Genomic DNA, 16,889 nt, shown 5'->3' on the forward strand with positions numbered 1-16,889 from the left:
GAAGCAGTAAATGAAAATGATGACACTGAGCAGCCTGCTGATGGCAGCGGCGCTGTTGGCCGGCTGTGCGCCAAAAGCGCCGAAAACGATCTACTACTGGGGCGACTATCAGGAACAGATTTATAGCTACTATCAGCAAAGCGGCGATCCGCTGAAGCAGATCGATGCGCTGAATCTGGATGTGGAAAAAGCCCGTGCTGCGGGTCAGCCAGTGCCGCCAGGCCTGCATGCGCAGCTCGGCCTGCTCTACGCTAAAACCGGTGATACCAATAAAGCGTTTGGTCAGTTCGCCACCGAGAAGCAGCTGTTTCCCGAATCGGCACCTTACATGGATTTTCTGATGAGTAAAAAACAAGGAGGGGTACAGTGAAAAAATGGATTGCTCTGAGCGGCGCGCTGATCGTGCTGTTACTGACTGGCTGTGCGCAGCCGAAAAAACCGTATGACTACACGGCGTTTCATGCCAGCAAGCCTGCCTCGATTCTGGTGCTGCCTGCCGCTAACACCTCGCCGGATATCAACGCTGCGCACAGCCTGAACTCGCTGGTGACGCGTCCGCTGGCCGAGGCCGGTTACTACGTCTTCCCGGTAGCGGTGGTTGAAGAGACCTTTCAGCAGAACGGCCTGTCCAGCGCCAGCGACGCCCAGGCGGTCAGCGCGAAGCGTCTGAATGAGATTTTCCACGCCGACAGCGCGCTCTATATCTCGATCAGCGACTATGGCAGCAGCTATCGTGTCATTGACAGCGTGACCACGGTGACCGCCAAAGCACGGCTGGTGGATTTACGCAGCGGCAAAGAGATCTGGCAGGGTTCCGCCACCGCTACCGACAATGATCAGGGCAACAATAACAATAACGGCGTGATCGGTATTCTGGTCAGCGCGGCGATCAAGCAGATCTCCGACAACGTCAGTGACAAAGCCCATACCGTGGCCGGACTGACCAGCAATCGTCTGCTGGCACAGAACGAGCAGGGCGGATTACTCACCGGCCCTCGCTACAAGGTCGTCAGCGCCCGCTGATCAGACTCAGACGGGCGCTCTGGCGCCCGTTATCCCTGCGGCAGCTCCAGCTGGCTGTAACCCAGGCCATTCATTTTGCGCACTTTAATCTGCACCGGGATGCGCTCTTTCATCGCTTCCACGTGGCTGATCACCCCAATGGTTTTGCCGCTGGCGTTCAGCGCGTCCAGGGCATCCAGCGCGGTGTCGAGCGTCTGCGCATCCAGCGTGCCGAACCCCTCATCCAGAAACAGCGATTCGATGCGCGTTTTGTGGCTGACCAGATCCGATAACGCCAGTGCCAGCGCCAGACTGACCAGGAAGCTCTCGCCACCTGATAACGTGCGGGTATCGCGCGCCGCATCGGCCTGCCAGGTATCGACGACATCCAGCTCCAGCAGATCCTGCGCCCGGCGCTGCAGCAGATAACGGCCATGTAGCCGATCAAGCTGGCGATTAGCGAGCGCGACCAGATGATCCAGCGTTAACCCTTGCGCGAAGCGCCTGAACTTGTCGCCGCTGGCGGAGCCGATCAGATCGTTGAGCAGGCTCCACTGCGCCAGTATCACACCATCCTGTTCAATCTGCGTCATCAGGCTCTGCTGTCGGGCGCGGAGACTGGCGTCGCTGTACAGCTGCTGCTGAATCTGACCCTGCTGGCTGGCGTTGTCGCGCAGGGCCAGCCGCAACTGCTCCAGCTGCTGCGCCAGCGCTTCCGCAGATTCCGGCATCGCGTCGGGCTTCGCCTGCTGATGCGCGCTGAGCCGCTGATGCAGATCCGCCAGTCGCGCCTGCTGCTGCTGGCATTGCTGATCGAGCTGCTGCAGCTGCTGGCGCAGTTGCAGTGCAGTCTGTTCATCCAGCAGCGCCTCGCGCAGGCTGGCTTCATCGGCAAATCCGGCGCTCTCCAGTGCCTGCTGCAGTGCGCTTTCCGCCTCTGCCAGTTTGCCGCTGAGGGTCTGACGCTGATTTTCCAGCCCCGACAGCTCACCCTGCAGGCGACTGACCTCGGCGTGCGCCTGTTGCAGGGCGGTGAGCTGCTGTGCCAGCTGTTCATCAGCGTGCTGAACGCGGGTCTGCATCTGCTGACGGGCGAGGGTAACCTCGCGATCGCCGAACAGCGCCAGACGGGCACGGCGCATCTCGCTGAGCTGCGTCTGGCTCTGCTGCTGCTGCTGCTGACGGGTCGTGAGCTGCTGCTGTTCCTGTTCAGCCTGCTGCTGCAGGGCAGTGAGCTGAGTTTCCCCTTTTAACAGCTGCGGCTGCAGGTTAGCGAGCAACTGCTCACTTTCCTGCCAGCGCTGCCAGCGCCGCTGTTGCTCCGCCAGCCACGCATCGCGATGGGCGGCATCGGGCAGGGCAAGACTGTGTGCAGTGAACTGCTGCTCCAGACGGCTCTGCAACTGCGCCCAGGCCTGCTGTTCCTGCTGCTGACGCTGTTGCAGCGCATCCAGCGTCTGTTGCAGGCTGGTCAGCGACTGCTGCGCCAGCTGTCCGGCCTGCTGGTGCTGCTGCCAGGCCTGCAATTGATGAAGATGGTGATCTTTCGCAGCCTGACGCGCCTGTTCAGCGGCCTCCTGAGCCTGTCGCTGCTGCTCAAGCTGACTTTCACGGTCGCTTTGTTGCTGCTGCCACGTGGCTAAGGACTCGCGATCGGCAAGCGGGAAGGTAAGTGCCAGCTCACCGCTCAGCGCCTGCCATTGCTGCTCAAGCTGATCAAGCTGTTGCTGCATCCCGGCGATTTCCTCGCGCAGAGTCTGCTGCTGCACCGTTGATTGCTTCAGCTGTTCGTTTTTTGCCGTGCCCGCTTCGCGCAGTGCCTCGGTTTGTTGTTGCAGCGCAGCCCTGCGCTGCTGGTTAGCACTTACTTCCAGTGTGCTGTAGGCCTCGACCGCAGGATGGGTGCAGGAGCCGCACAGCGGACAGGGCTGATCGGCGGTGAGCCGGGCGCGGTAATCGCTGAGGTCGACAATCTGCTGCTCCAGCGCGCAGATTTTTTCGACGTCATCCAGCTGCTGCTTTTCGCGTTTCCACGTCTCGCGCAGGGTCTGAAGTTCCGCTTCACTCTGCTGATGCGCTTTTACCAGTGCGCTCAGCTTTTGCTGGCGCTGGTCCAGCTGCTGGTGCAGCGGCTGCCACTGCGTTGAGAGCAGCAGCAGTTGCTGACGCGCCGGACGACTGTTCTGCAACTGGCTTAATGCCTGGCGCAGTGCAGCCGGTGGATGCTGTTCATGAAGCGAAGTGAGTACCTGCTCCGCCTGCAACAGCGCCTGGCGGGCCTGTTGCTCCGCCTGCTGGCGCGGCAGTGCCTGTTGTGCCTGCTGCTGCTGTTTCGCCTGTTGCGCATCAATCTGTTGCTGCTGCTGCTCGCGCTGTTGTGTCAGTTCCGCCAGCGTCGCCTCACGCTGTGCCAGCAAAGCAAAATTCTCCTGCCATACCGGCAGCGAAGCGCCCCAGTGCGCCAGATCGGCAAGCTGCTCGCGTAACTGATGCTGTTCTGTAATCGCCTGCTGCCAGCCCGCGACCTGCTGCATCTGCTGCGTCAGGCTGGCCTGGGTCTGATCGGCATGCTGCTGCAGACGACTGTTCTCCTGCTGCTGCTCCGCAAGGTGCTGCTGCAGCGTACTCATCCGCTGATCCAGCGGCAGCACCTGTTCCGTCAGCAGGTTTTCCTGCTGCTGCTGTTCCTGCTGCGCCTGCTGGCGGGCTGTCTGAGCGGCTGCGTAGTGCTGCTGATGCTGCTGCTGCTGGTTCTGCGCCAGCGCCGTCGCTGACGTGAGCTGCTGATAGCGGCTCTCAGCCTGCTGCTGTTCGCTGCGCAACGCGTCGCGCTGCTGCAGTTTTATCCGCAGCTTTTCAGCCGGTTCGCTGCGAGCCAGCCGCTGGCGATCCGTCTCTGCCGCCTGTGAGACGGCCTGAGCCTGCTGCAGCGCGGCTTCAGCCTGCGCACTGTCCTGCAGTAACTGCTGTGCCTGCTGCTGCCATTGCTGCTGTTGCTGCGCCAGTTGATAGTGTGCACTGAGCTGCTGTTCCGCGTCAGTCAGAGCGGTGAGCTGCTGTTGCAGGGCGTCACGGGCGTCGCTATCCAGCAGGGCCATCGCCCCCGCCTGGCTGCGCAGCAGATCCAGCTGAGTTTTCGCCTCTTTGTGGCGCTCGTAGATGGCAGCGGAAATCAGGCCGTAAATTTCGGTGCCGGTTAGCTCCTCCAGCAGTTCGGCGCGTTCACTGGCTTTAGCATTGAGGAAGGCGGCAAACTGGCCCTGTGACAGCATCATCGAGCGGGTAAAGCGTTCGAAATCAAGACCTGAGAGGGTTTCGATCAGCTTCAGCTTGTCACCGACTTTATCGGCAACAATGAGGTTGTCGTCACAGCGCGCCAGCTCAACGCGCGGTGCCTGCAGTTTGCCGTCGGCGGTGCCGCGTGCGCGGTTCTGGCTCCAGAAGGCGCGCCAGGCTTCACCTTTGATCTCAAACTCGACCTCAGCCAGACATTCTGCGCAGTCGCGGGTCATCAGGGCATTCTGGCTCTGGGAAATCGCCCCCAGGCGCGGCGTCTGGTGATAGAGCGCCAGGCAGATCGCGTCCAGCAGGGTGGTTTTACCGGCCCCGGTGGCCCCGGTTATGGCAAACAGGCCGTTGCTGGCAAAGGGTTCGGCGCGGAAGTCGATGAACCATTCACCGCGCAGGGCGTTGAGGTTTTTAAACCGTAGCGTAAGAATCTTCATCGGGTCTCTTCCATAGCGGCCAGCGTCTGGCGAAACAGTGTGGTCATCTCGTCAATTTGCGCCGGTTGCAGCGCCTCATCCAGCGCCAGGCGGCGCGCGAAGACCTCTTCCACCTTCAGCTCACTCAGCGTTTCGTTGTCGAGCCGCGCCAGGCTCTGCTGACGCTGTTCACGACTGCGGCGTAACAGCAATACCTCGACCGGCAGCGTAGCGGTCAGTGTTTCGACCTGGCGCTGCAGATCGCTGAGGTACTCCTGGGTGGTAACTTCGATGTCGAGCCAGGTCGGTTTTTCCTGCTCTGTCGTACTAAAGGCGTTTAGCTGCTCCGCAATCTGCGCCAGCGAACCTTTCAGCACCTGCATCGGCTGCGCCTGTGGCACCACCAGCGGCGTAACTGACTGCAGGCCACTGACCGCCAGTTCCAGCAGGAAGACGCTCTTTTCAGTCCCCAGCTCATCAAAGCTCAGCGGAATCGGCGAGCCGCTATAGCGGATATGCTCGCTGCCGGCCACGCGCTGGGCGCGATGAATATGGCCGAGCGCAATATAGTCAGCAGCCGGAAACGCGCTGGCCGGAAACGCGTCCAGCGTGCCGATGTAGATGTCGCGCACCGAATCGCTCTGGCTGACGCCGACAGTGGTGAGGTGACCGGTAGCAATGATTGGCAGCGCATAGCCCAGCGCCTGGGCAGCGGCGAAACGCTGCTGATAGTGGTGGGCAATCGCCTCCAGCAGCGAGGTCTGTTTGTCGCGGCCCGACTGACCCGCCCTGCTGCGCAGGATATCGCGCGGGCGCAGATAGGGAATGGCGCACAGCAGCGCACCCGGCTCGCCCTGGCGGGTGTTGAGCAATAGCACATCATCCTGCTCCTGCGGTGTAGCGATCACCCGGGTATTGAGACAGGCCAGCAGCTCGCGTGACTCGTTCAGCGTTGCCACGGAATCGTGGTTACCCGCCAGCACAATCAGCTGACAGCCGGTGGGCTGCAGCGCCACCACAAAACGGTTAAACATCTCGCGGGCGTAGCTGGGCGGCGTGCCGGTATCAAACAGGTCGCCTGCAATAATCAGCGCATCCACCTGATGCTGTTCAATCTGGATCAACAGCCAGTCGAGAAACGCCTGATGTTCGGCTGCCCGACTTTTGTTGTAAAAGAACTGCCCCAGATGCCAGTCCGCAGTATGAATAATGCGCATGATGAGTCCCTGCCGTTGTGATTCGCCGGGCGATTATACTGGCTCTGCAGCCAAAGCAAAAAAATGTCGCTGCGCTGTCATAAATGATTACCAGTGAGGTTACAGGCAGGTTATGTTTTTCATAAAAGTGTCACAAATCTGACGCATAATGGCGCCGCGAATCTCAGTGACAGCCGTCATAATCAGCAGGAGTAATAATGGCTAAGCGCATTTTGGTTGTGGAGGATGAAGCCCCCATCCGTGAAATGTTGTGTTTTGTTCTGGAGCAGAACGACTATCAGCCAATCGAGGCGGAAGATTATGACAGCGCCGTTGGCAAGCTGATTGAACCCTGGCCCGATCTGATTTTGCTGGACTGGATGTTACCCGGTGGCAGCGGTATTCAGTTTATTAAGCATCTGAAGCGCGAGGCGATGACCCGCGATATCCCGGTGATGATGCTGACCGCGCGTGGCGAAGAGGAAGATCGGGTACGTGGCCTGGAAGTGGGCGCCGATGATTACATTACCAAGCCGTTCTCACCCAAAGAGCTGATGGCGCGGATCAAAGCGGTGATGCGCCGCATTTCGCCGATGGCGGTGGAAGAGGTGATTGAGATGCAGGGGCTGAGTCTGGATCCCTCCTCACATCGCGTGATGTCCGAAACCACGCCGCTGGAGATGGGCCCCACCGAATATAAGCTGCTGCACTTCTTTATGACTCACCCGGAACGCGTCTACAGCCGCGAACAGCTGCTGAACCACGTCTGGGGCACCAATGTGTATGTGGAGGATCGCACTGTCGATGTTCACATTCGCCGTTTACGTAAAGCGCTGGAAGTCTCCGGCCACGATCGCATGGTACAAACCGTCCGTGGAACAGGGTATCGTTTCTCTGCCCGCTACTGAACGGAGCCTTTACCGTGCTGGAACGCCTCTCCTGGAAGAGATTACTGACAGAACTGCTGCTGGCCAGTCTGCCTGCTGCGCTGCTGGGCCTGCTGTTTGGCAGCCTGCCCTGGTGGCTGCTGGTGAGCGTGCTGGTGGTGCTGTTGTGGCATTTCCACAATCTGATGCGGCTGTCGCACTGGCTGTGGCTCGACCGCACCATGACGCCACCGACCGGGCGTGCCAGCTGGGAACCGCTGTTTTATGGGCTTTACCAGATGCAACTGCGCAACCGGCGGCGGCGGCGTGAACTGGGCAATCTCATTAAACGCTTCCGCAGCGGGGCCGAATCGCTGCCGGATGCGGTGATCCTGACCACGGAAGAGGGCACTATTTTCTGGTGTAACGGCCTGGCGCAACAGCATCTGGGGCTGCGCTGGCCGGAAGATAATGGCCAGAATATCCTCAATCTGCTGCGTTACCCGGAGTTCTCCCGCTATCTTCGCCAGCGCGATTTTGACAAGCCGCTGACGCTGGTGCTGAACAACAAACTTCATATGGAATTCCGCGTCATGCCCTACAGCGAGGGGCAATGGCTGCTGGTAGCCCGTGATGTGACGCAGATGCATCAGCTGGAAGGGGCGCGCCGTAACTTCTTTGCCAACGTCAGCCATGAGTTACGGACGCCGCTCACCGTGCTACAGGGCTATCTGGAGATGATGAACGACTCGGTGATGAGCGAGCCTTCGCGCAGCAAAGCGCTGCACACCATGTCGGAGCAGACGCGCCGCATGGACAGCCTGGTGAAACAGCTGCTGACGCTGTCGCGTATTGAAGCCGCCCCCGCGATCGATCTCAAAGAGAAGGTCGATGTGCCGGTGATGCTGAAACTGCTGCAGCATGAGGCGGCGACACTGAGTGGCGGTCGGCACGATATCCATTTTCATACCGATCCCCATCTGAAAGTGTTCGGCAACGACGAACAGCTGCGCAGCGCGATCTCCAACCTGGTTTACAACGCGGTCAATCACACCCCGGAGGGCACGCGGATCGATATCAGCTGGCTGCGTGGCAAGCAGGGCGCAACCTTCCGGGTATGCGACAACGGGCCGGGTATCGCCTCAGAACATATTCCGCGTCTGACCGAGCGCTTCTACCGGGTTGATAAAGCGCGTTCACGCGCCACCGGCGGCAGCGGGCTGGGGCTGGCGATTGTGAAACATGCGCTGAGCCACCACAACGCGCGGCTCGATATCACCAGCGTGCCGCATAAAGAGACCTGTTTTACTTTTACGCTGCCCGCGAGGTTGATTGTCAGCAGCGTGATGCAGGAGAATGCCGTTCATTAATCGCTGCCGGATCTCTCTGATGCGCCTCCTTCTTTTGTTAATCGTCTCTCTGCTGCCGGGCATGGCGCTGGCCCAGCCCGGCGCGCTCTCCGGCAATCTCAGCAGCGTCGGATCCGACACGCTTGGCTATCTGATGACCCTGTGGGGCGAAGATTTCAGCCGCCAGGCACCGGGCGTTAATGTGCAGGTTCAGGCCTCTGGTTCGTCTACCGCGCCGACCGCGCTGGCAGCGGGTGCCGCTCAGCTCGGGCCGATGAGCCGACCGATGCAGGCCGACGAACGCCAGGCCTTTGAGGCGCGCTACGGCTATCCGCCGCTGGCAGTGCCGGTGGCGATGGATGCGCTGGTGGTGGTGGTGAATCAGCGCAATCCGCTGCAGCAGATTGAACCGCGTCAGCTCGATGCTATTTTCTCCATTACCCGCCTGTGTGGCGCGCATGGTGTGCCGCTGCGCTGGGGCGATCTCGGTTTAACCGGCGACCAGTGGCGTAAACGGCCGATTCAGCGTTATGGCCGCAACTCCGCCTCCGGCACGTGGGGTTTCTTCAAGCAGCAGGTGCTGTGCAAAGGCGATTTCCGCAGCGACGTGGCAGAGTTTCCCGGCTCGGCCGCCGTGGTGCAGGCGGTGGCCGGTAATTCGCGCAGCATCGGTTACGCCAGTTTCGGCTTTCATCTCAGCGGTGTAAAAATGCTGGCGGTGATGAACGATCAGGGGCAGGCGATTGTTCCGGATGCCGATGCTATCCGCAGTGGCCGCTATCCCTGGGCGCGTCCGCTCTATCTCTACGTCAACAAAGCGCCCGGCAAACCGTTGCCACCGCTGGTCGCCGCCTTTTTGCAGCAGGTACTTTCTCCTCAAGGCCAGCGGCGGGTCAGCGAAGCAGGCTACCTGCCGCTCTCTGACAGCCAGATGGCACAGGCACGCGCAGCGCTGCAATAATTTCCAACCTGAATTTTTTTCATCATCGCTGAATTTTCTTCAGTTGCAGACAGAGGTTACTCATGTCACTCTGCATTCAGACATATAGCCATCCAGATGGCTATTTATATCAGAATGTAATTATTTCCTGCCGCAATCATTTGCAGGAGAGACAGGAGTGATCATGCAAAGAGAAACCGCCCCGTTCCGCGCCGACACCGTTGGCAGCTTCCTGCGTCCTGCTGCGATTAAGCAGGCGCGCGAACAGTTTTCAGCGGGCGAGATTGATGCCGCAGCCCTGCGTCAGGTTGAAGATGCGGCAATCCGCGATGTAGTCGCGAAACAGCGCGAAAATGGCCTGAAAGTGGTGACAGACGGCGAGTTCCGTCGTGGCTGGTGGCATTTCGACTTCTTCTATGGCCTTGACGGCGTCGAGAGCTATGAAGCGGAGCAGGGCATCCAGTTTAATGGCGTTCAGACTAAAGCGCATGGCGTGAAAGTGGTGAGCAAACTCGGTTTCCCGGCGGATCACCCGATGCTCGGCCATTTTCGCTTCCTGCAGAGTATTGCCGGTGATGCGGTGCCGAAGATGACCATTCCCAGCCCCAGCGTGCTGCACTTCCGCGGTGGACGCAAAGTGATTGATTCGGAAGTCTATCCCGATCTGGCGGACTACTTCGACGATCTGGCGCAGACTTACAAACAGGCGATCAAGGCCTTTTACGACGCGGGCTGTCGCTATCTGCAGCTGGATGACACCGTCTGGGCGTATCTCTGTTCCGAAGATCAGAAGCGCGATATCCGCGCACGTGGCGACGATCCGGACCAGCTGGCCCAGACGTATGCTCAGGTGTTGAATAAAGCGCTGGCGGATAAACCTGCCGATCTGACCGTGGGTCTGCATGTCTGTCGCGGTAATTTCCGCTCAACCTGGATTTCTGAAGGCGGCTATGGACCCGTGGCAGAAATCCTGTTCGGCAGCGTCAACGTGGATGCGTTCTTCCTGGAGTATGACAATGCCCGTTCTGGCGGCTTTGAGCCACTGCGTTACGTCAGGCCGGGCCATCAGCAGGTTGTTCTGGGCCTGATCACCACCAAAGTAGGTGAGCTGGAAGATCCGGCGCAGGTGAAAGCCCGACTGGAAGAGGCGACGCAGTATGTCAGCCTGGACCAGATCTGCCTCAGCCCGCAGTGCGGCTTTGCTTCTACCGAAGAGGGCAATAGCCTGAGCGAAGCGGAGCAATGGCAGAAGATTTGTTTAGTGGTCGATATCGCTAATCAGGTCTGGTAATGCTGTAACGTTGTGCAGACAGGCGCGTAAAACGCGCCTTTTGTGTATCTTCTGGCCCATTTATGCGGGGTTTTCTCACGCTCTGTCTGTTATTTAAGCACATCATCTTGTGTGCCGACGGCAAAAATTAACGCTATCCACTGCCTTTTGAAAAAATGGTGGCATAACCTTCTGGTTTTCCGATCCCGTATTGCCTTTTACCGCTATAAACGTTTTACTTAGCGCCGTTGTCGATCCATCCCTCTGTGAACAGAATAAAAGCAGCTTAAATCACCTGCGCTTTACCCTGCGATGAGCATAATGCGCTGACATTGTCAGCCAGGTCGCGGTTTGCACGCAGCGAGGGGACAACACTAACCCAACTTCCACCGCAACATCAGTGACAGGCCGTATGACACATCGTTTAACTTCGAAGGACATTCTCGCGCTGGGCTTTATGACATTTGCCCTGTTTGTTGGCGCGGGTAACATCATTTTTCCGCCAATGGTCGGCATTCAGTCTGGCGAACACGTCTGGACAGCCGCGATTGGTTTTCTGATTACCGCAGTCGGTCTGCCCGTGATGACCGTGATCGCGCTGGCCCGCGTCGGCGGCGGCGTGGATGCGCTCAGCAGCCCGATAGGCAAGGTCGCTGGTATCGTGCTGGCCACCGTGTGCTATCTGGCTGTCGGGCCGCTGTTTGCTACCCCGCGCACGGCAACGGTCTCGTTTGAGATGGGCATTGCACCGCTGACCGGCGATGGCGCGCTGCCGCTGTTCATCTATAGCCTGATCTACTTCGCGCTGGTGATTGGCGTGTCGCTCTATCCGGGCAAGCTGCTCGACACGGTAGGGCACTTCCTTGCGCCACTAAAAATTATCGCGCTGACCGTGCTGGGCGTTGCTGCGCTGGTCTGGCCTGCAGGCGGGACCATTCCGGCGACGGCTGATTATCAGCGGGCGGCGTTCTCCAGCGGTTTTGTTAATGGCTATCTGACCATGGATACGCTGGGCGCGCTGGTGTTTGGCATCGTGATTGTTAATGCCGCCCGTTCACGTGGTGTTGATAATGCCGCGCTGCTGACCCGCTATACCGTGCTGGCAGGATTGATTGCCGGTCTGGGCCTGACGCTGGTCTACCTCTGCCTGTTTAAACTGGGCGCGGGCAGCGGGGCGCTGGTGGATCAAAATGCCAATGGTGCAGCGATTCTGCACGCGTATGTTCAGCATACCTTTGGCAACATGGGCAGCTTCTTCCTGGCCGCGCTGATCTTCGTCGCTTGTATGGTGACCGCTGTCGGCCTGACCTGTGCCTGTGCGGAATTTTTTGCGCAATACCTGCCGTTGTCGTATAAAACGCTGGTGTTTATTCTGGGGCTGTTCTCGATGGTGGTGTCGAATCTCGGCCTGAGCCACCTGATTCAGATCTCCATCCCGGTACTGACGGCGATCTATCCGCCCTGTATCGTGCTGGTGGTGCTGAGTTTCACCCTCAACTGGTGGAATAAGAGCAGCCGGATTATCGCGCCAGCGATGCTGGTAAGCCTGCTGTTTGGCATTGTTGATGCGATTAAAACTACCGGGTTTAAAGATTTGCTGCCGGCATTCAGTCAGCATCTGCCGCTGGCCGATCAGGGTCTCGCCTGGTTGCCACCGTCGCTGGTAATGCTGCTGATTGCCGCTGTTGTGGATCGGGTGAAAGGACCGGAACAGGTGACGGTTCACTCGTAACAGAGCGCACTGATTCTTCTTTAACCACGGGCTTGCCCGTGGTTTTTTCATTTCACAGGTACAGGTTGTTATGCAAGAAACCAATAAGCTCAAACGCGGACTGAGCACGCGCCACATCCGTTTTATGGCGCTGGGATCGGCGATTGGCACCGGGCTGTTTTACGGTTCCGCCGACGCGATAAAAATGGCCGGACCGAGCGTGCTGCTCGCCTATATCATCGGCGGGGCAGTAGCCTACATCATCATGCGCGCGCTGGGTGAGATGTCCGTTAACAATCCTCAGGCCAGCTCTTTCTCCCGCTACGCGCAGGACTATCTTGGGCCGATGGCGGGCTACATCACCGGCTGGACCTACTGTTTTGAAATCCTGATTGTGGCGATTGCGGATGTCACCGCGTTCGGCATCTATATGGGCGTCTGGTTCCCCGAGGTGCCGCACTGGATTTGGGTGCTGAGCGTGGTACTGATTATCGGTGCCGTCAATCTGATGAGCGTTAAGGTGTTCGGCGAAGTGGAGTTCTGGTTCTCCTTCTTCAAAGTCGCCACCATCATTGTGATGATTCTGGCTGGTTTCGGCATGATTATCTGGGGGATTGGCAACGGCGGTCAGCCGACCGGTATCCATAACCTGTGGACCAACGGCGGCTTCTTCGCCCACGGCGTCGTCGGCATGCTGCTGTCGCTACAGATGGTGATGTTCGCCTATGGCGGCATCGAAATCATCGGTATCACTGCGGGTGAAGCGAAAGATCCGGAGAAGTCGATTCCGCGCGCGATTAACTCGGTGCCGTGGCGCATTCTGGTGTTCTACGTTGGCACGCTGTTTGTGATTATGTCGATCTATCCCTGGAATCAGGTAGGAACCTCGGGCAGCCCGTTTGTGCTGACCTTCCAGCATCTGGGGATCGCGGCAGCCGCCTCTATCCTCAATTTCGTCGTGCTGACCGCGTCGCTCTCGGCGATTAACAGCGATGTGTTTGGCGTGGGTCGCATGCTGCACGGGATGGCGCAGCAGGGTCATGCGCCGAAAGTCTTTATGAAGGTCTCGTCGCGCGGCATTCCGTGGGTGACGGTGGTGGTGATGATGTTCGCCATGCTGATTGCGGTTTATCTCAACTACCTGATGCCGGAAAAAGTTTTCCTGGTGATCGCTTCGCTGGCGACCTTTGCAACGGTGTGGGTCTGGATCATGATTCTGCTGTCGCAGATCGCCTTCCGTCGCAAAATTGGCAAAGAGGCGGCGAGTAAGCTGCAGTTTGCGCTGCCAGGTGGCAGCTGGACGGCTGGCGTTGGCGTTGCGTTCCTCTGCTTTATTATCGGTCTGATTGGTTATTTCCCCGATACCCGCATTTCACTCTATGTTGGCATGGTGTGGATTGTGGTGCTGCTACTGGGCTATAAACTGGTGCGTAAACCACGCTAATCTCCAGTTCTGCTCTCCCTGTTTTTGGGGGAGCAGAACCCGCAATTTTCCTCTTTTATTTTCTCACATCGCTGCTTATTTGCGTGATCTGTGCCACAACGCTGAATTCTTTTATTACGCGTTGAACCACTGTCATCCAAATAAGACGCTGCGCCGGTTTATTACGGCGAATGTATCCCGAAAAGATTATTCAAACGGGCAGTGAATATCGCTGAAGGTTACAGGCGGGAAAAATTGTTGATGGGGCTTCATGCGCAGGAATGTGCAGCTATACGGGCAGTGGTGCGCTAAAAAAGCAGAGAGGCGGAAATAAAAAACGGCGAAACCAGTCGCCGAAATACGCAAGAATTACAGGAAAATAGATAATAAAGGGATGATTGACAGGACTATCGTAAATCAAAATGTGTGGCGCTGATAGTCAGATGAATTAAATAAGAAAAGGTCTGAGTGGTGTTAATTAACAGCGGTTAACATTATTAAGGCCGCATTGCGGCTGCGGCCTTAATTTGATTAGCGACAGACTCAGGGCAATATAACCGAAACCGGCAGCACAGCGCTGTTATCCAGGTTTTTCCGGAGCTGAGTCAGTGTGGATTGATAAGGGCAGAGCAGGCCGACATCGGTAACTCTGCAGTCAGGCTGATGCCATTCCTGTTGTAATAACGGATATTTATCATCAATGAGTTGCAACTGGCGGATGCCATCCAGACTCTGCGCCTGAAAATAGATCCGTAAAAAACGCTCGCCGCTGCGGGTGTCGCGCCAGCGCTCCAGCACCAGACTGCTGCCCGGCGGAATGTTACCGCGCGAGTAACCGGGTAACTGCCAGTTAAAGTCCATCAGGGTGCGCACCATCGCAATATTGGTGTCATGCGCGACAAGAATCAGCCAGCGGCTCGGCGAGCTATTGGCAGCGATCGCCTCCAGCATCGTGTTGAGCAGTATCGAGCCACGGCGCTGTGCCAGGTAGAGTACATCGTTGCTGAGATCGTAGTTTGCGGTCAGCAGCGGCAGCAGGGAGGTGATTTGCGCGGCCGAGGTGATATGCCCCCAGGCGAGCTGATCAAACGGCAGATTTTCGCTGTAGCCCAGTCGCAGCGTCTCCACCATGCTCGCCATGACGCTCAGCCCGTAAACGTAACTATTTCCGTTGCGGGTTTGCCGGAACGTCCAGGGCGCATCAAACAGGGGACAAGCCGTTGCGGGGGGACAGACGGCGGTTTTCAGCTGCTGAATCGCCGGTTGCAGTTGCTGTTGCAGATGTGCCAGATCGCCCGCTTTCTGCTGTTTAGCAGTCAGTTCCTGCGCGGGGTCGGTCCGGGTGACCGTCAGCTTTTCATTCTGAAACAGGGGATCAACATCGCCCGCGACGTGATGCACGGTTACGCCGCAGCCGGGAAAGGCGCCGTCCGTCAGCGCCGCAGCCGTGGCACGGGTGCGCTGCAGCGGGCTGGCGCGCACGTAGACCTGAGCCGCATCCGGGCAGCCCGTGCCCAGCAGGCCGAGCTGGCGATAGTGCTCGCCTTCCCAGCGTCCTTTATTCACCACGGCACTGTAGCCGTGACCCGTCAGCTCGCCATCGGCAGTGGTCCACTGTGTCCAGGGTTGCTGGCTGGCGGCTTCAATCTCTTTTCGATTGCCTGGCGTGGGTGGACGTACGCCGTGACGGCTCAGTTCAACCACTTTCTCCAGCTGGTAATCCGCCGCCTGTGTCGCCGGGCTTAACAGCCAGAGAGAACCGAGGATCAGCGCACAGCGGCACAGGGTTGGCAGCGTCATTTACTCTTCCAGTGCGCCGTTGCCGGTCAGCGCTTTAATTTTTGGATACAGAGCCGCATTGGCCAGCAACACAGGGTTACCGTTTTTCAGGCCTTCATTACGCAGATAATCATTGGTGACACCGCCTGCTTCGCGCATAAGAACGATGCCCGGCAGACTATCCCACGGATGCATATGCGCTTCGTAGTAACCAATCAGCCGACCGGCTGCCGCCCAGGCGCTGGTCAGCGCACCCGAACCGATGCGAATAAACATACCACCCTGTTCAATTAAGCCGCTGATCAGGCGTGAGACGCTTTCGCCCGGCGTCCGGCTGGAGTTGCTGATGCCAAGTAAACCCTCATTGAGATGCGCTGCGTCATGAACCTGCAGGCGACTTTCATTCAGCCATGCCCCCTGGCCTGCCCGTGCGTGGAACAGCTCCTGATGATTAGGATCGCAGACGACGCCGATCACCGGCTGGCCCTCGCAGACCACCGCCAGCGAAACGCACCAGTTAGGCAAACCGTTGACGAAACAGGCGGTGCCATCGATCGGATCGACAACCCAGATAAACGGCGCACCCTCAACCTCGCCGCCGCTCTCTTCGCCATAGACGCTATCTTCAGGAAAACGTTCAGCGATTAAGGTCTTAATTAATGCCTCAACGTTACGATCAGCCTCGCTGACCACGTCCTGCAAATCCCTTTTGTGTTCCACGACCAGAGTCTGACGCTGCTGATACCATGATAAGGCCCGGCTGCCCGCTGCACGGGCGATGTCGCAGGCGTAACGGTAACGCGCGTCTATTTCAGAATGCGAAGCGGATGACATCTTTTCCTCTTATGATTTTTTTGCCATAACGAACGGAAGGCGCGCCTGAACAGGCGGTCTGGCTGTGATGTTTACTTCAGTATTGTTAAGAAAGGCTTCATTAAGCCGCAGATAAGCAGCAATGGCAAGATAGTGCTGAGCCGGGTGGCCGGCTTTTTTCATCTGGCAAAAGCGCGTGTCCGTCAGCCCGGCAGCAGAGGATCGGGTTTTACAGGGTTCTGCTGGTCGCCAGCGCCATTAAACGCGGATAAAAAACAAAAAACAGCGCTTCCAGCTGATCATAATGTTGGATGAAATCGTGGTAGGAGTCGCGCAGTGCCGACAGGCGGGGACGGCGGCTGGCCATGCCGTGCAGCACCCGCTCCAGCCGGGCAGGCTGGGCATAATGCTCGAACCAGCGCTCGCGCCACATCACCGCGTTGAGTTCCTGAAACTCTACGGGCGTGTCGGCCAGCTGCGGCAGGATTTCGCGCTCGGCGGTGGCAGAAAACTGCACCAGCGTCTGGTCGGGCGTAAATTGCTGCCAGTGACGGGCCAGAAAATGGTCCCAGATGACGTCCAGCGTAATCGGGGCCACACGATAGGTTTCAGCACGGAACAGCTGACGGGCGCTGCGTACTTCCGGCAGTGCATCGGTCATCACATCCAGACGACGATGCATCAGAATGCCGTCTGCGACAGGCGCGGACCAGTGCTGGTGCGGGTTGCCACGCACAAAATCGGCCATTAAATTGCCGAGAAGGGAGCTGTCGGCCAGCTTAGCCAGATGGAGATGAGCAAGAAAGTTCATGCCGCATTATAGGCAGAACTGCCTT

General features: G+C 58.3%; 13 protein-coding genes. 8 read left to right on the forward strand and 5 right to left on the reverse strand.

The features are described from left to right. Positions 1 to 10: 10 nt before the first annotated feature. Positions 11 to 370, forward strand: a complete 360-nt coding sequence (locus N1689_RS00480) for a DUF4810 domain-containing protein (protein WP_161735297.1) — start codon at positions 11 to 13, stop codon at positions 368 to 370. Next, entirely contained in the window at positions 367 to 1,023 is a 657-nt protein-coding gene (locus N1689_RS00485; protein ID WP_161735295.1) for a DUF799 domain-containing protein, read from the forward strand. The genes N1689_RS00480 and N1689_RS00485 overlap by 4 nt, the downstream gene beginning before the upstream one ends. 29 nt (positions 1,024 to 1,052) lie before the next feature. Here N1689_RS00485 and N1689_RS00490 read toward each other — a convergent pair whose 3' ends face one another. Further along, positions 1,053 to 4,727 (reverse strand): AAA family ATPase, encoded by a 3,675-nt coding sequence (locus tag N1689_RS00490; RefSeq protein ID WP_260057605.1) that lies wholly within the window; start codon positions 4,725 to 4,727, stop codon positions 1,053 to 1,055. Continuing rightward, positions 4,724 to 5,923, reverse strand: coding sequence for an exonuclease subunit SbcD (gene sbcD, locus N1689_RS00495; RefSeq protein WP_260057606.1), 1,200 nt, complete (start codon positions 5,921 to 5,923; stop codon positions 4,724 to 4,726). Before sbcD ends, N1689_RS00490 begins: the two co-directional genes overlap by 4 nt. Positions 5,924 to 6,120: 197 nt before the next feature. Here sbcD and phoB point away from each other — a divergent pair, with 197 nt between their 5' ends. The 6 genes from phoB (at position 6,121) to proY (ending at position 13,482) form a co-directional block, all read left to right on the forward strand. Further along, the gene (gene phoB, locus N1689_RS00500; RefSeq protein WP_003852491.1) at positions 6,121 to 6,810 is read left to right on the forward strand and encodes a phosphate response regulator transcription factor PhoB; all 690 of its coding nucleotides are present in this window, start codon (positions 6,121 to 6,123) and stop codon (positions 6,808 to 6,810) included. A 14-nt stretch (positions 6,811 to 6,824) separates the two neighbouring features. Next, entirely contained in the window at positions 6,825 to 8,138 is a 1,314-nt protein-coding gene (gene phoR, locus N1689_RS00505; RefSeq protein WP_222924441.1) for a phosphate regulon sensor histidine kinase PhoR, read from the forward strand. A 19-nt stretch (positions 8,139 to 8,157) separates the two neighbouring features. Continuing rightward, positions 8,158 to 9,078 (forward strand): PstS family phosphate ABC transporter substrate-binding protein, encoded by a 921-nt coding sequence (locus N1689_RS00510; RefSeq protein WP_222924440.1) that lies wholly within the window; start codon positions 8,158 to 8,160, stop codon positions 9,076 to 9,078. A 163-nt stretch (positions 9,079 to 9,241) separates the two neighbouring features. Next, positions 9,242 to 10,348, forward strand: coding sequence for a cobalamin-independent methionine synthase II family protein (locus tag N1689_RS00515; RefSeq protein WP_260057607.1), 1,107 nt, complete (start codon positions 9,242 to 9,244; stop codon positions 10,346 to 10,348). Positions 10,349 to 10,739: 391 nt separating this feature from the next. After that, positions 10,740 to 12,059, forward strand: a complete 1,320-nt coding sequence (gene brnQ / locus N1689_RS00520; protein WP_222924439.1) for a branched-chain amino acid transporter carrier protein BrnQ — start codon at positions 10,740 to 10,742, stop codon at positions 12,057 to 12,059. Between the two features lie 70 nt (positions 12,060 to 12,129). Beyond that, positions 12,130 to 13,482 carry a proline-specific permease ProY gene (gene proY / locus N1689_RS00525; protein WP_033731734.1) on the forward strand — a complete coding sequence of 451 codons (1,353 nt, stop codon included), beginning with the start codon at positions 12,130 to 12,132 and terminating at the stop codon, positions 13,480 to 13,482. A 522-nt stretch (positions 13,483 to 14,004) separates the two neighbouring features. On the opposite strand, the gene N1689_RS00530 is transcribed toward proY, so the two are convergent. The 3 genes from N1689_RS00530 to N1689_RS00540 all read right to left on the reverse strand — a co-directional run bounded on the left by N1689_RS00530 (position 14,005) and on the right by N1689_RS00540 (position 16,864). Next, complete coding sequence (locus N1689_RS00530; protein ID WP_161735282.1) at positions 14,005 to 15,261, reverse strand: histidine-type phosphatase; 1,257 nt, start codon at positions 15,259 to 15,261, stop codon at positions 14,005 to 14,007. Next, positions 15,262 to 16,074 (reverse strand): inositol monophosphatase, encoded by an 813-nt coding sequence (locus N1689_RS00535; protein WP_161735280.1) that lies wholly within the window; start codon positions 16,072 to 16,074, stop codon positions 15,262 to 15,264. 208 nt (positions 16,075 to 16,282) lie between these two features. Then, positions 16,283 to 16,864, reverse strand: coding sequence for an ACP phosphodiesterase (locus tag N1689_RS00540; RefSeq protein WP_260057608.1), 582 nt, complete (start codon positions 16,862 to 16,864; stop codon positions 16,283 to 16,285). Between the last annotated feature and the right edge of the window lie 25 nt (positions 16,865 to 16,889).

It is taken from the genome of Pantoea sp. XY16 (assembly GCF_025153065.1).
GTDB classification, from domain to species: Bacteria; Pseudomonadota; Gammaproteobacteria; order Enterobacterales; family Enterobacteriaceae; genus Pantoea; species Pantoea alfalfae.

What these genes read in the sequence shown, in the direction of transcription:
- phoB (WP_003852491.1), top strand. Translation starts at nt 6,121, where the DNA reads ATGGCTAAGCGCATTTTGGTTGTGGAGGATGAAGCCCCCATCCGTGAA.
- N1689_RS00530 (WP_161735282.1), bottom strand. Translation starts at nt 15,261, where the DNA reads ATGACGCTGCCAACCCTGTGCCGCTGTGCGCTGATCCTCGGTTCTCTC.
- N1689_RS00490 (WP_260057605.1), bottom strand. Translation starts at nt 4,727, where the DNA reads ATGAAGATTCTTACGCTACGGTTTAAAAACCTCAACGCCCTGCGCGGT.
- N1689_RS00535 (WP_161735280.1), bottom strand. Translation starts at nt 16,074, where the DNA reads ATGTCATCCGCTTCGCATTCTGAAATAGACGCGCGTTACCGTTACGCC.
- sbcD (WP_260057606.1), bottom strand. Translation starts at nt 5,923, where the DNA reads ATGCGCATTATTCATACTGCGGACTGGCATCTGGGGCAGTTCTTTTAC.
- brnQ (WP_222924439.1), top strand. Translation starts at nt 10,740, where the DNA reads ATGACACATCGTTTAACTTCGAAGGACATTCTCGCGCTGGGCTTTATG.
- N1689_RS00510 (WP_222924440.1), top strand. Translation starts at nt 8,158, where the DNA reads ATGCGCCTCCTTCTTTTGTTAATCGTCTCTCTGCTGCCGGGCATGGCG.
- N1689_RS00480 (WP_161735297.1), top strand. Translation starts at nt 11, where the DNA reads ATGAAAATGATGACACTGAGCAGCCTGCTGATGGCAGCGGCGCTGTTG.
- N1689_RS00515 (WP_260057607.1), top strand. Translation starts at nt 9,242, where the DNA reads ATGCAAAGAGAAACCGCCCCGTTCCGCGCCGACACCGTTGGCAGCTTC.
- N1689_RS00540 (WP_260057608.1), bottom strand. Translation starts at nt 16,864, where the DNA reads ATGAACTTTCTTGCTCATCTCCATCTGGCTAAGCTGGCCGACAGCTCC.
- proY (WP_033731734.1), top strand. Translation starts at nt 12,130, where the DNA reads ATGCAAGAAACCAATAAGCTCAAACGCGGACTGAGCACGCGCCACATC.